Annotated in this window: 15 protein-coding genes; 4 read left to right on the forward strand and 11 right to left on the reverse strand. The window is 69.1% G+C overall.

The window, feature by feature from the left end:
* Positions 1-37: 37 nt before the first annotated feature.
* Both IEX84_RS00950 and hpt read right to left on the reverse strand, forming a co-directional pair.
* A complete protein-coding gene (locus IEX84_RS00950; RefSeq protein ID WP_188869106.1) occupies positions 38-1,381 on the reverse strand; it encodes a uracil-xanthine permease family protein in 1,344 nt (447 codons plus the stop codon).
* A gap of 92 nt (positions 1,382-1,473) precedes the next feature.
* A complete protein-coding gene (gene hpt, locus IEX84_RS00955) occupies positions 1,474-2,022 on the reverse strand; it encodes a hypoxanthine/guanine phosphoribosyltransferase (RefSeq protein ID WP_188869107.1) in 549 nt (182 codons plus the stop codon).
* A gap of 82 nt (positions 2,023-2,104) precedes the next feature.
* Here hpt and IEX84_RS00960 point away from each other — a divergent pair, with 82 nt between their 5' ends.
* The 3 genes from IEX84_RS00960 (at position 2,105) to IEX84_RS00970 (ending at position 4,420) form a co-directional block, all read left to right on the forward strand.
* Entirely contained in the window at positions 2,105-2,545 is a 441-nt protein-coding gene (locus tag IEX84_RS00960) for a pyridoxamine 5'-phosphate oxidase family protein (protein ID WP_188869108.1), read from the forward strand.
* Positions 2,546-2,637: 92 nt separating this feature from the next.
* The gene (locus IEX84_RS00965) at positions 2,638-4,119 is read left to right on the forward strand and encodes a lipase maturation factor family protein (protein WP_188869109.1); all 1,482 of its coding nucleotides are present in this window, start codon (positions 2,638-2,640) and stop codon (positions 4,117-4,119) included.
* Positions 4,120-4,249: 130 nt separating this feature from the next.
* A complete protein-coding gene (locus tag IEX84_RS00970) occupies positions 4,250-4,420 on the forward strand; it encodes a hypothetical protein (RefSeq protein WP_188869110.1) in 171 nt (56 codons plus the stop codon).
* On the opposite strand, the gene IEX84_RS00975 is transcribed toward IEX84_RS00970, so the two are convergent.
* The 4 genes from IEX84_RS00975 to IEX84_RS00985 form a co-directional block, all read right to left on the reverse strand.
* Positions 4,417-5,802, reverse strand: a complete 1,386-nt coding sequence (locus IEX84_RS00975) for a cryptochrome/photolyase family protein (RefSeq protein ID WP_188869111.1) — start codon at positions 5,800-5,802, stop codon at positions 4,417-4,419. The genes IEX84_RS00970 and IEX84_RS00975 overlap by 4 nt on opposite strands.
* A gap of 50 nt (positions 5,803-5,852) precedes the next feature.
* Positions 5,853-7,094 carry a receiver/sensor box histidine kinase gene (locus IEX84_RS00980; RefSeq protein WP_229732280.1) on the reverse strand — a complete coding sequence of 414 codons (1,242 nt, stop codon included), beginning with the start codon at positions 7,092-7,094 and terminating at the stop codon, positions 5,853-5,855.
* A gap of 54 nt (positions 7,095-7,148) precedes the next feature.
* Positions 7,149-7,457, reverse strand: a complete 309-nt coding sequence (locus IEX84_RS14545; protein ID WP_209590269.1) for a hypothetical protein — start codon at positions 7,455-7,457, stop codon at positions 7,149-7,151.
* Positions 7,458-7,680: 223 nt separating this feature from the next.
* Positions 7,681-8,796 (reverse strand): twin-arginine translocation signal domain-containing protein, encoded by a 1,116-nt coding sequence (locus tag IEX84_RS00985; RefSeq protein ID WP_188869112.1) that lies wholly within the window; start codon positions 8,794-8,796, stop codon positions 7,681-7,683.
* A gap of 414 nt (positions 8,797-9,210) precedes the next feature.
* Here IEX84_RS00985 and IEX84_RS00990 point away from each other — a divergent pair, with 414 nt between their 5' ends.
* The gene (locus IEX84_RS00990) at positions 9,211-10,443 is read left to right on the forward strand and encodes an ornithine cyclodeaminase, nickel-pincer nucleotide-dependent (RefSeq protein ID WP_188869113.1); all 1,233 of its coding nucleotides are present in this window, start codon (positions 9,211-9,213) and stop codon (positions 10,441-10,443) included.
* A gap of 47 nt (positions 10,444-10,490) precedes the next feature.
* Here IEX84_RS00990 and IEX84_RS00995 read toward each other — a convergent pair whose 3' ends face one another.
* From IEX84_RS00995 to speB, 5 genes are all read right to left on the reverse strand, one after another.
* On the reverse strand, positions 10,491-11,918 hold the full coding sequence (locus tag IEX84_RS00995; protein WP_188869114.1) for an FAD-dependent oxidoreductase: 1,428 nt from the start codon (positions 11,916-11,918) through the stop codon (positions 10,491-10,493).
* A 246-nt stretch (positions 11,919-12,164) separates the two neighbouring features.
* Positions 12,165-12,359 (reverse strand): cold-shock protein, encoded by a 195-nt coding sequence (locus tag IEX84_RS01000; RefSeq protein ID WP_188869115.1) that lies wholly within the window; start codon positions 12,357-12,359, stop codon positions 12,165-12,167.
* Positions 12,360-12,556: 197 nt separating this feature from the next.
* Positions 12,557-13,654, reverse strand: a complete 1,098-nt coding sequence (locus tag IEX84_RS01005; protein WP_188869116.1) for a deoxyhypusine synthase — start codon at positions 13,652-13,654, stop codon at positions 12,557-12,559.
* A gap of 39 nt (positions 13,655-13,693) precedes the next feature.
* Positions 13,694-14,458 (reverse strand): Nif3-like dinuclear metal center hexameric protein, encoded by a 765-nt coding sequence (locus tag IEX84_RS01010; RefSeq protein ID WP_188869117.1) that lies wholly within the window; start codon positions 14,456-14,458, stop codon positions 13,694-13,696.
* Positions 14,459-14,712: 254 nt separating this feature from the next.
* On the reverse strand, positions 14,713-15,552 hold the full coding sequence (gene speB, locus IEX84_RS01015; RefSeq protein WP_188869118.1) for an agmatinase: 840 nt from the start codon (positions 15,550-15,552) through the stop codon (positions 14,713-14,715).
* Positions 15,553-15,555 lie beyond the last annotated feature (3 nt).

Raw genomic sequence — 15,555 nt, forward strand, 5'->3', positions numbered from 1 at the left:
GGTTTCGGGGCGCGCGTGGCGTGTCGAAAAGCGCCGCTCAGCCGAACAGCGGGCTCTCCTCGCCGGGGACGAAGGTGTTGAGCAGGAGTGCGGAGAGCGCGGTGACGATGACGGGTTCGCCGAAGAACGTCCGGGCGGCGACGGGGAGGCCGCCGAGGGCCTCGGGCGTGGTGGCGACGCCGAGGCCGAGACCGAGCGCGACGGCGAGGATGACCATGTTCCGCCGGTCGAGCGTGACGTCGAGGGTGATGAGGCGAGCGCCGCTGGCGGCGACCATCCCCGCCATGAGGAGGACCGCGCCGCCGAAGACGGCGCTCGGGATGGTGGTGACGAGCGCGCCTATCTTCGGGCTGAGGCCGAGGACCGCGAGTATCACGCCCGCGACGCCGACGACGTGGCGGCTCATGACCCCCGTGAAGTTGATGATGCCGGCGTTCTGCGAGAAGGACGTGACGGGGAACGCTCCGAAGATTCCCCCGAGGGAGCTCATCAGGCCGTCGGTGAAGAGGCCGCCGCGGAACTCCCCGTTCGTGGGCGTGCGGCCCTCCGCGGCGGTGACGCTGGACATGTCGCCGACGGTCTCCATCGCGGAGACGAGAAAAAGGAAGGCGAAGGTGAGGATGGGGACGGGTTCGAAGGCGAAGCCGAAGCGGCCCGGGTTCGGGACCGCGAACCACGGTTGGGCGGCGACGGCGTCGAAGCTGAGGAGGCCCGGGGCGACCCCGGTGACGGTGAGGACGCCGGCGGCGACGTAGCCGACGGCGATGGCGACGAGCGTGCTGAGGAGGCGCGTGACGCCGCTCGTGAAGAGGTTGAGGACGACGGCGATGCCGAGGACGAGGGCGGCGAGGCCGACGTTGTACGCCGCCCCGTAGTGGGCGCTGCCCGCGCCGCCGGCCGCGTTGTCCATCGCCGCGGGGACGAGGTAGAGGCCGATGATGACGACGACGAGGCCGGTGACGAGCGGCGGGAAGAAGGGTCGGATGCGCTCGAACTGCCAGCCGATGAGGCCCTCGACGAGCCAGCCGGTGACGAGGATCGCGCCGAAGACGGCCGCGAGGCCGTAGTTGATACCGATGGTGGAGGCCGCGCCGACGAAGGTGAAGCTCGTCCCCATCACGACGGGGAGTTTCGCGCCGACCGGCCCGACCGTGTAGGCCTGCACGACCGTGGCGAGCCCGGAGAAGAGCAGCACCATCTGGACGATGTAGGCGGTCGCGTCGCCGAGCCCGACCGCGCCGCCGACGATGTAGGCGACGGCGGTCGCGGGCACGATCATCACCGCCACGTGCTGGAGGGCGAGGAGGAGCGAGCGCGGCCACGGCGGCCGGTCGTCGAGGCCGTACTGAACGTCGATTTCGGTGTCCGTCTCGGACGCCATTCGTGTCACGTCCGTCCCCGCTCGCACCGATAAGTGTTGCGTGTTCGCCGCTACTTCTCCGCGCGGCTAGCGACGAATATGCACGACCGTGCTCAGTCGTGGACGGTGACGCCGGTCTCGTCGACGGTGATGTCGAGGAGGCTCGTGGCCTCGTAGTCGGTGTCGTCGAGCGCGGAGGGGCCGACCTTCCGGAGCGCGACGACGATGTCCGTGACCTCCGCGCCGATGTCGTCGAGCGCGCCCGTGATGGCGGCGAGCGTCCCGCCCGTCGAGAGCAGGTCGTCGAGGATGAGGACGCGGTCGCCCTCCTCGACGTCGTTGATGAACATCTCGGACTCCGAGTAGCCCGTCTGTTGGTGGAGGGCGACCTCGCCGTCGAGGCCGTACTCGCGCTTGCGGATGACGACGAGCGGGACGTCCGTCTGGAGGGAGACGGCGGTGGCGATGTGGATGCCCATCGCCTCGGGCGCGACGATCTTGTCGACGTCGAGGTCGGCGGCGCGCGTCACGCCGACGACGACCTCGCGCAACAACGCGGGTTCGAGCATTGGCACGCCGTTGCTTATCGGGTGGACGAGGTAGTGATAGCCGTCCTTGTCGATTATCGGGGCCTCGTGGAGGGACTCGCGGAGCCGTTCCATATTGCCCGTTCGCCGAAAGACGGGAAAAGCCGTTCGCTCCGCGAGTCCGGGGTTTTTCGACCCCCGCCCGCGAACCCCCGGTATGACAGAGTTCCGCGGCGCGTGGGACGAGGCGGGCGTCGCCGACTTCCTCCGGGACGCGACGGTGCCGATTCGGCTGACGACGCACCGCCCCGACGGCACGATGTGGACGGTGACGCTCTGGTTCGCCTACGAGGACGGGACGTTCGCGTGCGCGACGGGCGCGAACGCCGACGTCGTCCGCTTCCTCCGCGCGGACGACGCCGTCGCCTTCGACGTCTCCGTGAACGACCCGCCCTACTACGGCGTCCGGGGGACCGGGACGGTGACGGTCGAACCGGACGAGGAGAAGACCCTGTTGCGCTCGCTCATCACCCGCTATCTCGGTGGGACGGACTCCGAACTCGCCCGGAGTCTCCTCGACGCAGACCGCGAGGAGGTGCGCGTCGAAATCGACCCCGCGGAGGTCTACAGCTGGGACTACACCGAGCGGATGTCGTAGCGCCGCCAGTCGGAGCGGCACCGAACACCGGCGTGTTGGCAGACGTCGGAGCGCCGCCAGAGGTTTGGGCGTCGCGGCGCTGACGCATCGACGTGGGTCTCCTCGGTACCGGCGACTACTGGCTGACGCGCGTTCTGCTCCAGCGCGGCCTCGCGCTCCTCTACCTCGTCGCCTTCCTCGTCGCCGCCCGGCAGTTCCGCCCGCTCGTCGGCGAGGACGGCCTCCTCCCGCTCTCCGAGTACGCGGAGCGCGCCGACTTCGCCGCGCGCCCGAGCCTCTTCTACCTCGCCCCCGACGACCGGGTGGTCGGCGTCGCCGCGTGGACGGGCGTCGCGCTCGCCGCCCTCGCCCTCGTCGGCGTTCCCGGCTTCCTCGGCGCGTACGCCGTCCCCGCCTCGATGGCGCTCTGGGGCGCGATGTGGCTCCTCTACCTCTCCTTCGTCAACGCGGGGCGCGTCTTCTACGGCTACGGCTGGGAGTCGATGCTCCTCGAAACGGGCTTCCTCGCCGTCTTCCTCGGCGCGGGCGCGAGCGCGCCCCCCGAAATCGTGGTCTGGCTGCTGCGCTGGGTGCTCTTTCGCAACATGTTCGGCGCGGGGCTCATCAAGCTCCGCGGCGACGACTGCTGGCGCGACCTGAGCGCGATGGACGACCACTACGAGACCCAGCCGATACCGAACCCCGGCAGCTGGTTCGCCCACCACCTCCCGGCGCGCTTCCACCGCGTCGAGGTGCTCGGCAACCACGTCGTCGAACTCGCCGTCCCGTTCCTCTACTTCGCCCCCCAGCCCTACGCGGCGCTCGGCGGCGCGCTCACCATCGGCTTCCAGCTGTGGCTGATGGGCACCGGGAACTTCGCGTGGCTGAACGCCCTCACCGCCGTGCAGGCGCTCGCCACGTTCGACGACGCGACGCTCGCGCGCCTCCTCCCCATCGACGCCCCGGCGGCCGCGTCGCCGCCCGACGCGCAGGTCGTCGCCGCGTTCGTCGTCGCGCTGGTCGTCCTCGCGCTCAGCGTCCGCCCCGCGCGGAACCTCCTCTCCGAGTCGCAGGCGATGAACCGCGGCTACGACCCGCTCCACCTCGTCAACACCTACGGCGCGTTCGGCTCCATCACCGAGACGCGGTACCAGCTCGTCGTCGAGGGGACGCGCGCGGCCGACCCGGACCCCGACGACTGGACGGCCTACGGCTGGGCGGGCCAGCCCGGGCCGGTCGACGAGCGCCCCCGCCAGTGGGCTCCCTACCACCTCCGGCTCGACTGGCAGCTCTGGTTCGCCGCGATGCGCCCGCGCCCCGGGCCGCGCCAGCGCTGGCTCTACCGGCTCCTCGAGGCCCTGCTCGACGCCGACCCGGCGACGCGCTCGCTCCTCGGCGACGACCCGTTCGGCGACGAGCCGCCCGAGCGGGTGCGCGTGCTGCGCTACCGCTACCGGTACACCACGCCCGAAGAGCGCGCCGAGACGGGCGACTGGTGGGTGCGCGAGCGCGTCGGCACCTACGTCCCGGCGAGCGACGCCGCCGACCTCGCGCGACGGCGGGGATGCCGCGGGCTCGGGCGAGGGCGGTACTGAGCGGGCGGCGACGAGACGGACAGCACCGCAGGGGGGTGACGGCGACGGGGGGAGTGACACGCACCGGCGGCGGGCGACGGAACGGGGAGTGGGCGACAGAGCCAACCGTCCGGCCGCCGACGCGTCCGACGTGGAACGCTTCGTCCGGTTCGTCGTCGCCGGCGGGCTCACGCTCCTCGCCGGACTCTGGGTGGACCGTCTCCTCGCCTGGCCGCGCGCCGCGCTGGGCGTCGCGCTCGCCCTCGCGGGCCTCTGTCTGCTCGGCGTCGGCATCGCGGGCGAGCTAGAGGTGGAGTACTAGCGCTTCCCGAGCGCCGTCTCGAAGGCGCGCTCGGCGCGCTCGTAGGCGGCGTCGCGCTCGACGATCGGGTCCGCGTACGCCGGCGCGAGGTCGTGGCGCTCCGCGGCGTCGAGGGTCGGCCACTCGACGACTTTCCGTGCGGGGACGCCGCGCAGTTCGGGGACGTACTCGCTCACGAACGCCGCGTCGGCGTCGTACTTGTCCATCTGCGCGACCGGGTCGAAGATTCGGACGTCGACGGTGTCGGTGCCCGTGGAGGCGCACCACTGCCACATCGCGGCGTTGCTCGCGGGGTCGTAGTCGACGAGGCGGCGCGCGAAGTGGCGCTCGCCGTCGCGCCAGTCGTGGAGGAGGTGTTTCGTCAAAAAGGAGGCGACGACCTGTCGGGGGCGGTTGTGGACGTACCCCTCGCGTTCCAGTTGACGCATCCCGGCGTCGACGAGCGGGTAGCCCGTCTCGCCCGCCCGCCACGCCGCGAACGCCTCGTCGTCGTCGCGCCACGCGACCGGCGTCTCGAAACTGCGGTAGGTCTCGCGTCGGAGGTCGGGGTTCGCCGCGAGGAGGTGGAAGTGGCGTTCGCGCCACGTGAGTTCGTAGCGGTACTTCTCGACGTTCCGCGCGGCGTCGCCGGCCGCGTCGTCGAGCGCGGCACCGGCGGCCGCCCACGCCTCGCGGATGCCGAGCGCGCCCGCCGCGAGGAACGGCGAGAGCCGGGAGACCGCTTCACGGGGGCGTTCGACGGCCGCCGCGAGGTCGTCCCGCGTGTCCGCGTACGTCTCGATGCCCGCGTCCACGAACCCATCGAGGCGTTTGCGCGCCGCGTCGTGACCCGCCCCCGGGAGGTCGATATCGGCCGTCGCGGCGGGGAGCGCGGCGTCGTCCGTGACGGCGGCGAGCGCGTCCGCGTCCGGTGTCGGCGCGGGTTCCGGTTTCTCGACGGCCTCCCAGTCGTCGAGGAACGCCCGGTGCGAGCGGTAGTCGTCGCCGAGCGTCTCGGGCGCGACGAGCACCGCGTCGGTGTGCGCCGCGACGTCGAGGCCCGCGCTCGCGCAGGCGTCGGCGACGCGTTCGGCGCGCTCGCGGCGTTCGCGGCCGTACGCGACGTTCCAGTGTACGGCGTCCGCACCGCACTCGTCGGCGAGCGCCGGGAGGACGGCCGCGGGGTCGCCCGAGCGGACGCGGAGGTCGCTCCCGCGCTCGCGATACGCCTCGCGGAGCGCCGCGTCGGTCGCCGCGCGGTAGGCGCGCGCCCGGGAGTCCGCGGGCGGGCCGACGGCGTCGTCGCGCACCGCGACGGGGAGGACGGTGTCGTCGCTCGCGGCCGCGGCGAGCCCGCGGTTGTCGTGGAGCCGGCGGTCGCGTCGGTGCCAGAAGAGCCGCATACCGGAGCGACGGCGCGGGACGGGTATAGGGTTGTGGCCGGCCCCGCGCGTCACGTCGACCCGCGGAACGCGACGTCGCCGAACTCGAAGCGTGCGCCCCCCTGCTCGCCCTCCGTCAGCGCGAGCGTCCAGCCGTGGGCGTCCGCGATCTGCCGCACGATGTTGAGCCCGAAGCCCGTCCCGCCGTCCGCCGTCGTGTAGCCGATGTCGAACACCTGCTCGCGCTCGTCCGCGGGGATGCCGGGACCGTCGTCCGCGACGTAGAAGCCGTCGTCGGTGCGCCCGACCGTGACGGTGAGGTCGGCCGCGTCCTCCCCCGTGGCCGCGTGCGTGATTGCGTTCCGAAAGAGGTTCTCCAGGAGCTGGCGCAGGCGACTGCGGTCGCAGGCGACGACGCCGAGGTCGTCCGCGACCCGGAGCGTCGCGTTCGGCGTGCCCGCCGTCGACCACGCGCGCTCGACGACGTCGCCGAGGGGGACGGGTTCGACCTCGTCGACGGTCTCGCCCTGTCGCGCGAGCGTGAGCAGGTCGTCGATGAGGTCGTTCATCCGTTCGAGCGCCGCCTCGACGCGCTCGAAGTGCGCGTCCTCGCCCGTCTCGCGCGCGAGTTCGAGATACCCCTCCGCGACGTTCAGCGGGCTCCGGAGGTCGTGAGAGACGACGCCCGCGAACTCCTCCAGGCGCTCGTTCTGGCGCGCGAGCTCGCGTTCGCGTCGCGCGAGGCGCTCGCGGGCCTCGATGGAGGCGACGGCGTGCCCGACGGAGTCCCCGAGTTCCGAGAGCACCTCGCGCTCGCGCTCGTCGAAGACGTTCGGCCGGTCGGCGTAGATACTGAAGAAGCCGTAGACCGTCTCGTCGTGCGTGACCGGGATGGCCGCGAGCGACTTGACGCCCTGACGCTCGAGGACGTCCCACCACGGCTCCATCGTCGGGTCGTCGTAGACGTCCGGCACCCACTGCGGTTCGCCGGTCTTGATAGCGCGCCCGCCCGCGCCCCGCCCGAGGTCGCTATCGTCGACTCTGACCTCGAAGGACTCGACGTACTCCCCGTCGAACCCCGCGGACGCCGACGGGACGACCACCTTCCTGTCGGGGTCGTAGCGCCCCATCCAGACCGCGTCGTACGGGGCCGACTCCGTGAGGCGCTCGCAGACCGCCCGTTCGAGGGCGTTCCGGTCCGTCTTGTCGACGAGCTCCTGCGTCGTGATGCGCAGCGTCTCGTTGATGCGGTTGAGCCGCCGGATGTCGCGCTGTTGGTCGAGCCGGCCCGCGTCGTAGATGCCGACGATCAAGCCGAGCAGGACGCCGAACGGGACGGCGCTGAGGAGCTCCCGAACGGGGTCGTACTACCCGTTGACCGGCGCGAAGAGGCGTATCTCGGCGACGATCCACGTGTTCATCCCGCCGATGGCGACGATGCCCGCCGCCATCCACAGGAGCGTGCGCCCCACGAACGGCTCCGGGACGACGTTCCCGCGCGCGATGACGACCCCCGCGATCACGACGGCGAGCGACGCGACTAACGGGACGGCCTCCAAGCCGGCGTGCATCGCGACGTCGCGGAACACGTAGACGTGGTACGCGAGAAAAGCGGCGAGCGCGACGCCGAGCGCCACCGTAATCGCGCCGCCCGTCCGCGCCGAAATCCTGTGCATCCACGGTAAACTACGTTCTCCACGGTTATCATACCCCGCATCGACTCGAACATGTCGGCCTCGAAATTAATCGACGCGCGGGTCGGTCGGCACGAGCCAGATTAAGCCAGTCCGGACGTTGACTCCGGGACCGCCCATACGACGACTCACCGGTACGGACGTCGTAGACGCAAATCTGTACGCGTTCGGGAGTCTGGTAGACCAGGACGCACCGATTTCCGTTCTAGTTCGTCAGCTGGCTGGGTTCGGGAGCCCAATACCTCTCGGTGGTGTACTCTTCTTGTGGAACGGGCTCGACGGTTAGTTGGTCGTTCTCCGCGTGTATGAGCCCGATCTCCTCTTTGTTCACCGTATTTTGGAACTCGTCGTGGAGTTTTTTGAGGTAGTCGGGGCCATCGTAGTCGTGAATCGCTTCCTCCTGCAATTCTTTTGCCCCCGACCTCGAAGTCCACGCCCACGGATTCTCCGGCTTCAAGCCTTCTGGGTATAGTCCTGGGACTAGTTTACCCATGTTTAGATGGTAGAAGTCGACATCTTTGTCGGATACCTCACTTTCTGGTATTTTTTGGTTCATTGTTTTCATTTCATCGTAGGATGTGATTCTCAAGTTGTGGTCTCCTGATCCTGTCTGTGTTTCGTCTTGTGTTAGGCTTTCTATCCATCTTTCTACTGTGCTGTTTGGGTCTTCGCCGGGGTAGAGTGTTTTTCGTTCGTCGGTTAGGCCGTATTCTGCTAGTGTTGTTGTTTTGCCGGCGTCGGTGTGGATGTCGATTCCGTGGATGGGTTTGCCGGAGACGACCATCGGCGTCGGGTATATTTGCATCCAGTCGTCTTCGTCCGTATCGATGGGGCGCTCGAGTTTTTGGTGTGCGATGTAGCGTGCGGCCTGTGCGAAGTCGGCGGCCTCCTCCCATGTGATTCCCGAGTAGTCGTGGATGATGTCCCCGATTGGCTCCATGAGAATCTCGCCGTGTCTCTCACTCGGAGAGTCCTCAAGCCGGGATTCGACCTCCTCGAAGGGGTAATTCTCCTCCATCTCCCGTGCAATATCATCATCGGTGCTCGGTACAAGATTCAAAATATAGTCATCCAAAAAAGATTCTTTGATATAGAATGTTTCGTCTTCTTGAGTGGTTGTTTCTTCTTCTGTTGTGGTAGTTGTTTCTGTTTGCGTTGTGGTTGTCGTCGTAGTCGTTGCCGCTCTGTTGGTTTCGGTATCTGCACACCCCGCTGCGAGGACGGTGGCGCCAGCAGCTCCGGCCGTCTTCAGGAATCGTCGCCGCGACCCGTCCATCTCGGCTGCGCCATCATTTTCCAAATCGTTCGTCGACTCCTGCACCGTATTCGAATCCGTCTTTTTGTGTGTCATCGTCAGATAGCGGTCACGTAGTCAGTTGTCGTACCGTGCGTATGTTAGATACTTATACATTCTCCCCGGAAGGGAGCGCACTCTGTGCGGAGTCGGGTCGTCGGCGTCCTCTTCGACGGCGGTGCTCCCGTTCGGCGCGGTGGACGGTCGGCCGGCCGACGCGCTCGACGGCCTCCTCGCCGTCGAGTTCGCTATGGAGTCGGCTCGAAAGTAGCGGCCTCGGCACTCATAGGGCTCGTCACGGCGCGGGTGCCAGCCCGGCTCGGCCCGGTGCGTTCGTCATCGGCCACCGTGACGTACCACGGCGTCGCGTAAAACGCCACCGTCACCGCGGGCGCGGCGTCGCGGCGCAACCGTAATCCGGTCGGGCGACGACGGGCGCGTATGACCGTTTCGCGGACCGTCGAACTGGAGGGCCACATCATCGACTCGGGGACGATGCAGCGCTGCTTCGAGGTGATCATGGACCTCGGCGGGGACTTCGACGTGGAGGCCTTCGACGTGGGGCGGGCGAAGGACGAGGAGTCCTACGCGCGCCTGCGGGTGCTCGCGCCGGACGAGGCGACGCTGCAGTCCATCGTCCACGAGCTCCACCAGTCGGGAGTGAACCCGGCGGACCCGCAGGACGCGACGTTGACGCCCGCGCCGGCGGACCGCGTGGTGCCGGCGGGGTTCTACTCGACGACGAACCACCCGACGGACGTGCGCGTCGGCGGGGAGTGGATCACGGTCGAGGACATCGAGATGGACTGCGCCATCGTCGTCGAGGACCCCGAGGGCGAGCCGACGGCGCGCACGCAGGTCCTGAACGGTATCGAGGCGGACGACCTCGTGGTGACGGGCGAGGCGGGTATCCGCGTGCGGCCGCCCGAGCGCCCGCGGGACACGTCGGGCGCGTTCGGGTTCATGCGCGGCGGCGTCTCCGCCGAGCGGCCCTCAGAGTCGCGCATCCGGAAGGTCGCGGAGGCGCTCCGCGAGGTGAAGGCCGAGGGCGGGAACGTCCTCGTCGTCGCCGGCCCGGCGGTCATCCACTCCGGGGCGGGTGACGCGCTCGCCGAGCTCGTCCGCGAGGGGTACGTGGACGCGCTCTCCGCGGGGAACGGCTTCGCCACGCACGACATCGAGCGCGGGCTCTACGGGACGAGCCTCGGGATGAACATCGAGACGCTGGAACACCCCCGGAAGGGGCACAAACACCACATCTACACGATCAGCGAGATCGTTCGCGCGGGCGGGATCGCCGAGGCGGTCGACGACGGCCTCGTGACGGAGGGCGTGATGTACGAGTGCGTCGAGAACGACGTCGACTACGTCCTCGCGGGGTCGATCCGCGACGACGGCCCGCTCCCCGACACCATCACGGACACCGTCGAGGCGCAGGGCGAGATCAGACGCCAGGCCCACGAGGCCGACATGGTCGTGATGCTCTCGACGCTGTTGCACTCCGTCGCGGTCGGGAACTGCCTGCCCTCGGCGACGCGCGTCGTCTGCGTCGACATCAACCCCGCGACGGTCACGCAGCTGCTGGACCGGGGGAGCGCGCAGGCGGTCGGGCTCGTCACGGACGTCGGGACGTTCGTGCCGACGCTCGCCGACGAACTGGTCGCGGCCGACTGAGCGGGGGAGACACGCGAAACGGTAGCGCGGGAGAAGAGGGGGAGTCGTTACTCGTCGTTGTCGTCGGCGGCGTCGTCGCTCTCCGCGCCGTCCGCGTCGCCGGGCGTCGCCGCGACGCCCTCCTCTGCGTGCTCGTCGGCGCGCGGGAAGGCGTCGATGGTGTCGCCGCGGAAGGCCTCCTCGTCGAACTCGTAGTCCTCGTCGAAGAAGTCCATTATCGTGTGCGTGTCACGCATGGCGTTCTTCAGGCAGGTGGAAGCCCCGGGCGAGGGCGTGATGTTGAAGATGACGTCGTCGCCGACGATCTTCGCCTCGCCCATGTCGAGGGAGTACGTCTCCGTGTTGACGATCTGCGGGCGGACGCCGCCGTACCCCTCCGCGCGCTGGATGTCCTCGAGCTCCATCGTCGGGACGACCTTCTGGACGTCCGGGAGGAAGGCCCGGCGGCCGACCTCCGGGAGGTCGTATATCAGGTTGCGGATGACGAACGGGAAGAGGATGCGGTCGGCGAGGATGTTCCCGTAGCTGAGGAAGGAGGGGAGGTTGAGGCCGAAGACGTCGAGGAAGTCCTCGACGGTCCCGAGGCGGCCGCGTTCGAGCGTCGGGACGACCTTCGCGGTCGGGCCGAAGCGCGTGATGGAATCGTCGTGGACGTCCGCGTCGCCGTGGACCGCGGCGAACGGCAGCTTCTTCATCTGGAGAGTGTAGACCTTGCCGTTCAGCGGGCCGTCCTCGGCGAGGAAGAAGCTCCCCGCGACGGGGAGGAGCGCGAGGTTCTCACCGTATCCCATCTCCTTCGCTATCTGGAGGCTGTGCGACCCGGCGGCGACGACCGCGACCTCGCAGTCGAAGGGCCCTTCATCGGTCGTGAGCGTGTACCCGCGGGTGGTCTCGGTGATGTCCTCGACCTCGGTCCCGGTGTAGACGTCGACGCCCGCCTCCTCTGTTGCGGCCTCGACGAAGGACTGGGCGGTCGCGCCGTAGTCGACGACGTAGCCGTCGGGCGTCTGGAGCGCGAGCAGGTCGTCTTCGGGGTCGCGGCCCTCGACGACCTTCGGTTCGACCGCCGCGATTTCCTCGCGGCCGATGGGGCGGAGTTTCGGGAAGAGGTCGCCGAAGCCCTCCTCGTGGTAGCGCTCTTCGAGCGAGGCGACTTCCTCGTCGCCGACGCCGAGGACCATCTTCGAGCGCTTCGAGTGCATCTCGCGCCCCTCGTCGTGGTTCTCGAGGTAGCCGGCGAGGAGTTCGGCGCCCTCCTTGACCTCCTCGGCCTTCTCCAGGGTGTAGTTCGTCTCGATGTCCCCGAAGTGGAGCGTCTGGGAGTTGTTCGTGTGGTGGGAGTTGATCGCCGCGATCTCGTCTTCTTTCTCCACGAGCGCGACCGACTCGACGTCGGTGAACTTCGCGACCGTGTAGAGGAGCGATGCGCCACTGATACCGCCGCCGACGATGACTAAGTCGTACTCTCCGGACATGGTTAGAGGTGGGGAGGCTATCTCGACGCTCTCGCTCCACCCGCTTAACTCATGTTCTATCGGCGCGTCAGCGCCCGACGACCGTCGAATCGGGGGTTCGACGGTCGTGTAAGAAACGGCGGGTCGCGGGCCGTCTCAGGGCGGGGTGCCCCCGGCGCGCCCGGTCGAGCGCCGTCGCTCGTCGGTGTGGTGTGCTGCAAAACGAAAGTGTGCTGCGTCGCCCGGGGGGCGACGGTGTGAACGGACTTACGAGCGGACGACGTTCGTCGCGCGCGGGCCCTTCGGGGCGTCCTCGATTTCGAAGTCGATTTCGGTCCCCTCGGTGAGGTCCTCGCCGCCGACGTCCTCCATGTGGAAGAACACGTCCTCGTCCGCGTCGTCAGTCTCGATGAAACCGTAGCCGCCCGTGTCGTTGAAGAAGTCAACCGTACCGTGTGCCATTACGAATAGACGAACGTCCGGTACAGGGATAAGTCCTGCGTGACTGTCGTTCACTTACCGCTATCGAGTGAACGAACGACCATATCGAATCGGTTTGTGCGGATACTCGACCATCCAGTCGGTTCCGGCCGGGCGAACGCCCGGAACCCGACACGACCGCCGCCGTTCCGGACGTATCGACGGTTCTCCCTCTCCCCCTACTCGATTCGCTCGCGCGTCGCCGCCGTCACGAGCGGGAGGGTGATCGTCGCGTCGCCGACGACGGTGGCGTTCGCCGCGCTCGGCTTCAGCTTCCCCCACGAGCGCGCCTCGTCGAGCGACGCGCCCGAGAGCCCGCCGGTGTCCGTCGAGTCCATCGTCAACTGGACGGCGTAGTCGTACGCCTCGGGGACGACGAGCATCGTCTGGAGGACGTAGTTCTTCGGGACGCCGCCGCCGACGAGCATCGCGCCCGCGCGCTCCGCGTCGAACGCGATGTCCGTCAGGTGCGTCATGTCCGAGAGCGCATCGAGCGTGAAGTCGGAGGTCTGCGAGTACATCCACGCCTGGAGGCCGAGCACCGAGTCCTGAATTGCCGGGACGTATATCGGGACGTCGTTCTCGTAGGCCGCGGCAGCGATTCCCGCACCTTCATCGACGTCCTCGGCCGCGTTGCGCTCGCTGTTCGCCTTCCCGAGCGCCTCGGTGAACTCCTGAATCGACACCGTGCGCTCGACCGTCGGGAAGACGTTCTCGCGGAGGTGGGACTCGAAGAGCGCGAAGTGCTCCTGGGGGAGGTAGACGTTGTAAATCCGGTCCACCTGCTCCTCGCGCAGCGACTCGTCGTAGTCGCGCTCCGACATCCCGCGGTGCTCGTCGCCCGCGTCCATCCGGTGGTCGTCGGGGCCCGCGTGGCCGTGGTGGTGTTTTCCACCGATGGCCTCGATGGCGTCGTGCGTCAGGTTCGCGCCCGTCGTGACGAGCACGTCGATGTGGCCGTCGCGGATGAGGTCAGCGACGATCTTGCGCATCCCCGTCGGCACCATCGCGCCCGCGAGGCCGAAGAAGTTCGTCACGTCGTCGTTCCCGAGCATCTCCGCGTAGGTGTCGACGGCGTGCGAGACGTCCGCCGCGCCGATGCCCGCGTTCCCGTACTGCTCGACGAGTTCGCCGACCGTCATCCCCGCGCGGACGTCCGCGTGCCCGAGCGGGTCGTGCTCGAACTCCTCGCGCTCCGGCGTCCCGTGGCCCTGTTCGTCGCCGTGCTCGTCGTGTTCACCGCCCCGTTCGTCGTGACCGTCGTCGTGGTCGCTCATGGCGGAGGTGAGGGGCGACGACGCTTTGAATGGCCCGACTCAGAGCCCGGTCGGCACGTCGAGGTACGTCGTCTCGACGCCCCACGAGTCGGCGAGGGCCAGCAGCGAGCGCACCCCGAACGTCTCCGTCCCGTAGTGCGTCCCGCAGAAGACGTTGATCCCCGCCTCCTTTGCCTCGTGGTACGTCTTCCCCTTCGGTTCGCCCGTCACGAACGTGTCGACGCCCGCCGCGACGGCCTCGTCGAGGAAGTCCGCGCCCGCGCCCGTCAGGACCGCGACGTCCTCGACCGTCTCCGGGCCGAAGTCGAGACAGCGAACCCCCGTCCCGCCGTGGTCGAGTTCGTCGCTGAGGGTGTCGTGGACGGCCGCCCGCGAGAGCCCGTCCGCCCGTCCGCGTAAGCCGACCGTCTCCGGGCCGACCGCCCCGAACCCCTCGACATCGTCGAGGTCGAGCAGGTCCGCGACCCCCGCCGCGTTCCCGAGTTCCGGGTGGCCATCGAGAGGGAGGTGCGAGACGTAGAGCGCGACGTCGTTCTCTATCAGCGGCGCGACCCGGCCGTACTGGCGGCCCGTCACGCGCTCGATTCCGCCCCAGGAGAGGCCGTGGTGAGTGACGAGGAGGTCCGCGCCGACGTCGGCGGCCGCCGCCGCCGTCTCCGCGACCGCGTCGACGGCGAACGCGACGTGCGTGACCTCGCGTTCGTCCGGGCCGACCTGCAGGCCGTTCGCGGAGGCGTCCACGTCCGCGTAGTCCTCGGTTCGCAGTCGCTCGTCGTAGCGCGAGACGATCTCGGAGAGCTTCATGGGGAAATGAGCGAGGCGCGGCGACAAGAAAGTGGGAGTTCAAACGCGAGGGCGGGACCACGCCGAAACGTGTTCTGAGAGTCGCCCGTCGGCGGCCGCCGCGAAACGGTGGCGTGGCCCCGGCGGGAGCGGCGATGCCACCTGTTCGCCATTCGACAAGCCGTCGCCGTCCGACGAGCCGTCGTCATTCGACGAGCCGTCCACACCGACGCCGGCGTCCGTGTCGACCACGGCGTCCACCCCCGCGCTCGCGGTCAGTCCGCCCCGTCGCTCGCGTCCGTGTCCGCGTTCGCGTCGGCGTGCGCGAAGACGAAATCGCGGAGGAGCTTCGCCGCCAGCGTCGCCGCCTGCCCGTCGTCGCGGTCGTTCACCTCCACGACGTCGAAGCCCGCGGCGTGGGGTGCGACGGCGCGCACGACGTCGCGGAGCTCGCGCGACGTCAGCCCGTACGGTTCGGGAGTGCCGGTACCGGGCGCGTACGCGGGGTCCGCGGCGTCGACGTCGACCGAGAGGTAGACGTCTCGGTCGGCGAACGCGGCCGGCGGCGTCCACTCCGCGACGGCCGCGGGCTCGACGACCGTGACGTCGGCCGCGTCGGCGCGTTCCCACTCCGCTTCGCTCCCCGAGCGCGCCCCGAGTATCACCGCCTCGTCGGCGGTGTCGAGGGCGTGACGCGTCACCGTCGAGTGACTCCACGGGTCGCCGTCATACGCCTCGCGGAGGTCGAGATGGGCGTCGCAGACGACGACCACCTCGGGGTCGAGCGCGCGGACCGGCGCGAGGGAGACGGTGTGCTCGCCGCCGAGCACGAGCGGGGTCGCGCCGTCGCGGACGACCTCGCGGCAGACGCTCGTCAGGTAGTCGAGATACTCCTCGGCGTCGGTCCACGCGTGGACGTCGCCGCGGTCGGCGACGCCGAGAGTCGAAAAGGATTGGTCGGTCGCGCGGTCGTAGTCCTCGAACGTCCCGGCGAACCGGCGGACGCGTTCCGGACCGAAACGCGTCCCGGGTCGAAAGGACGTGGAGACATCGAGCGGCGCGCCGACGACCGTATATGCGGGAGCAGAGGGGTCCGCCGTCGCGCCGGGGAACATCCG

It is taken from the genome of Halarchaeum rubridurum (genome assembly GCF_014647115.1).
Lineage (GTDB): Archaea > Halobacteriota > Halobacteria > Halobacteriales > Halobacteriaceae > Halarchaeum > Halarchaeum rubridurum.

Bases quoted from the DNA above. Each gene is read 5' to 3' on its own strand.
- IEX84_RS01010 (WP_188869117.1), bottom strand. From the start codon at position 14,458: ATGAAGCTCTCCGAGATCGTCTCGCGCTACGACGAGCGACTGCGAACC.
- IEX84_RS00995 (WP_188869114.1), bottom strand. From the start codon at position 11,918: ATGTCCGGAGAGTACGACTTAGTCATCGTCGGCGGCGGTATCAGTGGC.
- IEX84_RS00975 (WP_188869111.1), bottom strand. From the start codon at position 5,802: ATGCGGCTCTTCTGGCACCGACGCGACCGCCGGCTCCACGACAACCGC.
- IEX84_RS00990 (WP_188869113.1), top strand. From the start codon at position 9,211: ATGACCGTTTCGCGGACCGTCGAACTGGAGGGCCACATCATCGACTCG.
- IEX84_RS00950 (WP_188869106.1), bottom strand. From the start codon at position 1,381: ATGGCGTCCGAGACGGACACCGAAATCGACGTTCAGTACGGCCTCGAC.
- IEX84_RS01000 (WP_188869115.1), bottom strand. From the start codon at position 12,359: ATGGCACACGGTACGGTTGACTTCTTCAACGACACGGGCGGCTACGGT.
- speB (WP_188869118.1), bottom strand. From the start codon at position 15,552: ATGTTCCCCGGCGCGACGGCGGACCCCTCTGCTCCCGCATATACGGTC.
- IEX84_RS01005 (WP_188869116.1), bottom strand. From the start codon at position 13,654: ATGAGCGACCACGACGACGGTCACGACGAACGGGGCGGTGAACACGAC.
- IEX84_RS00960 (WP_188869108.1), top strand. From the start codon at position 2,105: ATGACAGAGTTCCGCGGCGCGTGGGACGAGGCGGGCGTCGCCGACTTC.
- IEX84_RS14545 (WP_209590269.1), bottom strand. From the start codon at position 7,457: ATGCACAGGATTTCGGCGCGGACGGGCGGCGCGATTACGGTGGCGCTC.
- hpt (WP_188869107.1), bottom strand. From the start codon at position 2,022: ATGGAACGGCTCCGCGAGTCCCTCCACGAGGCCCCGATAATCGACAAG.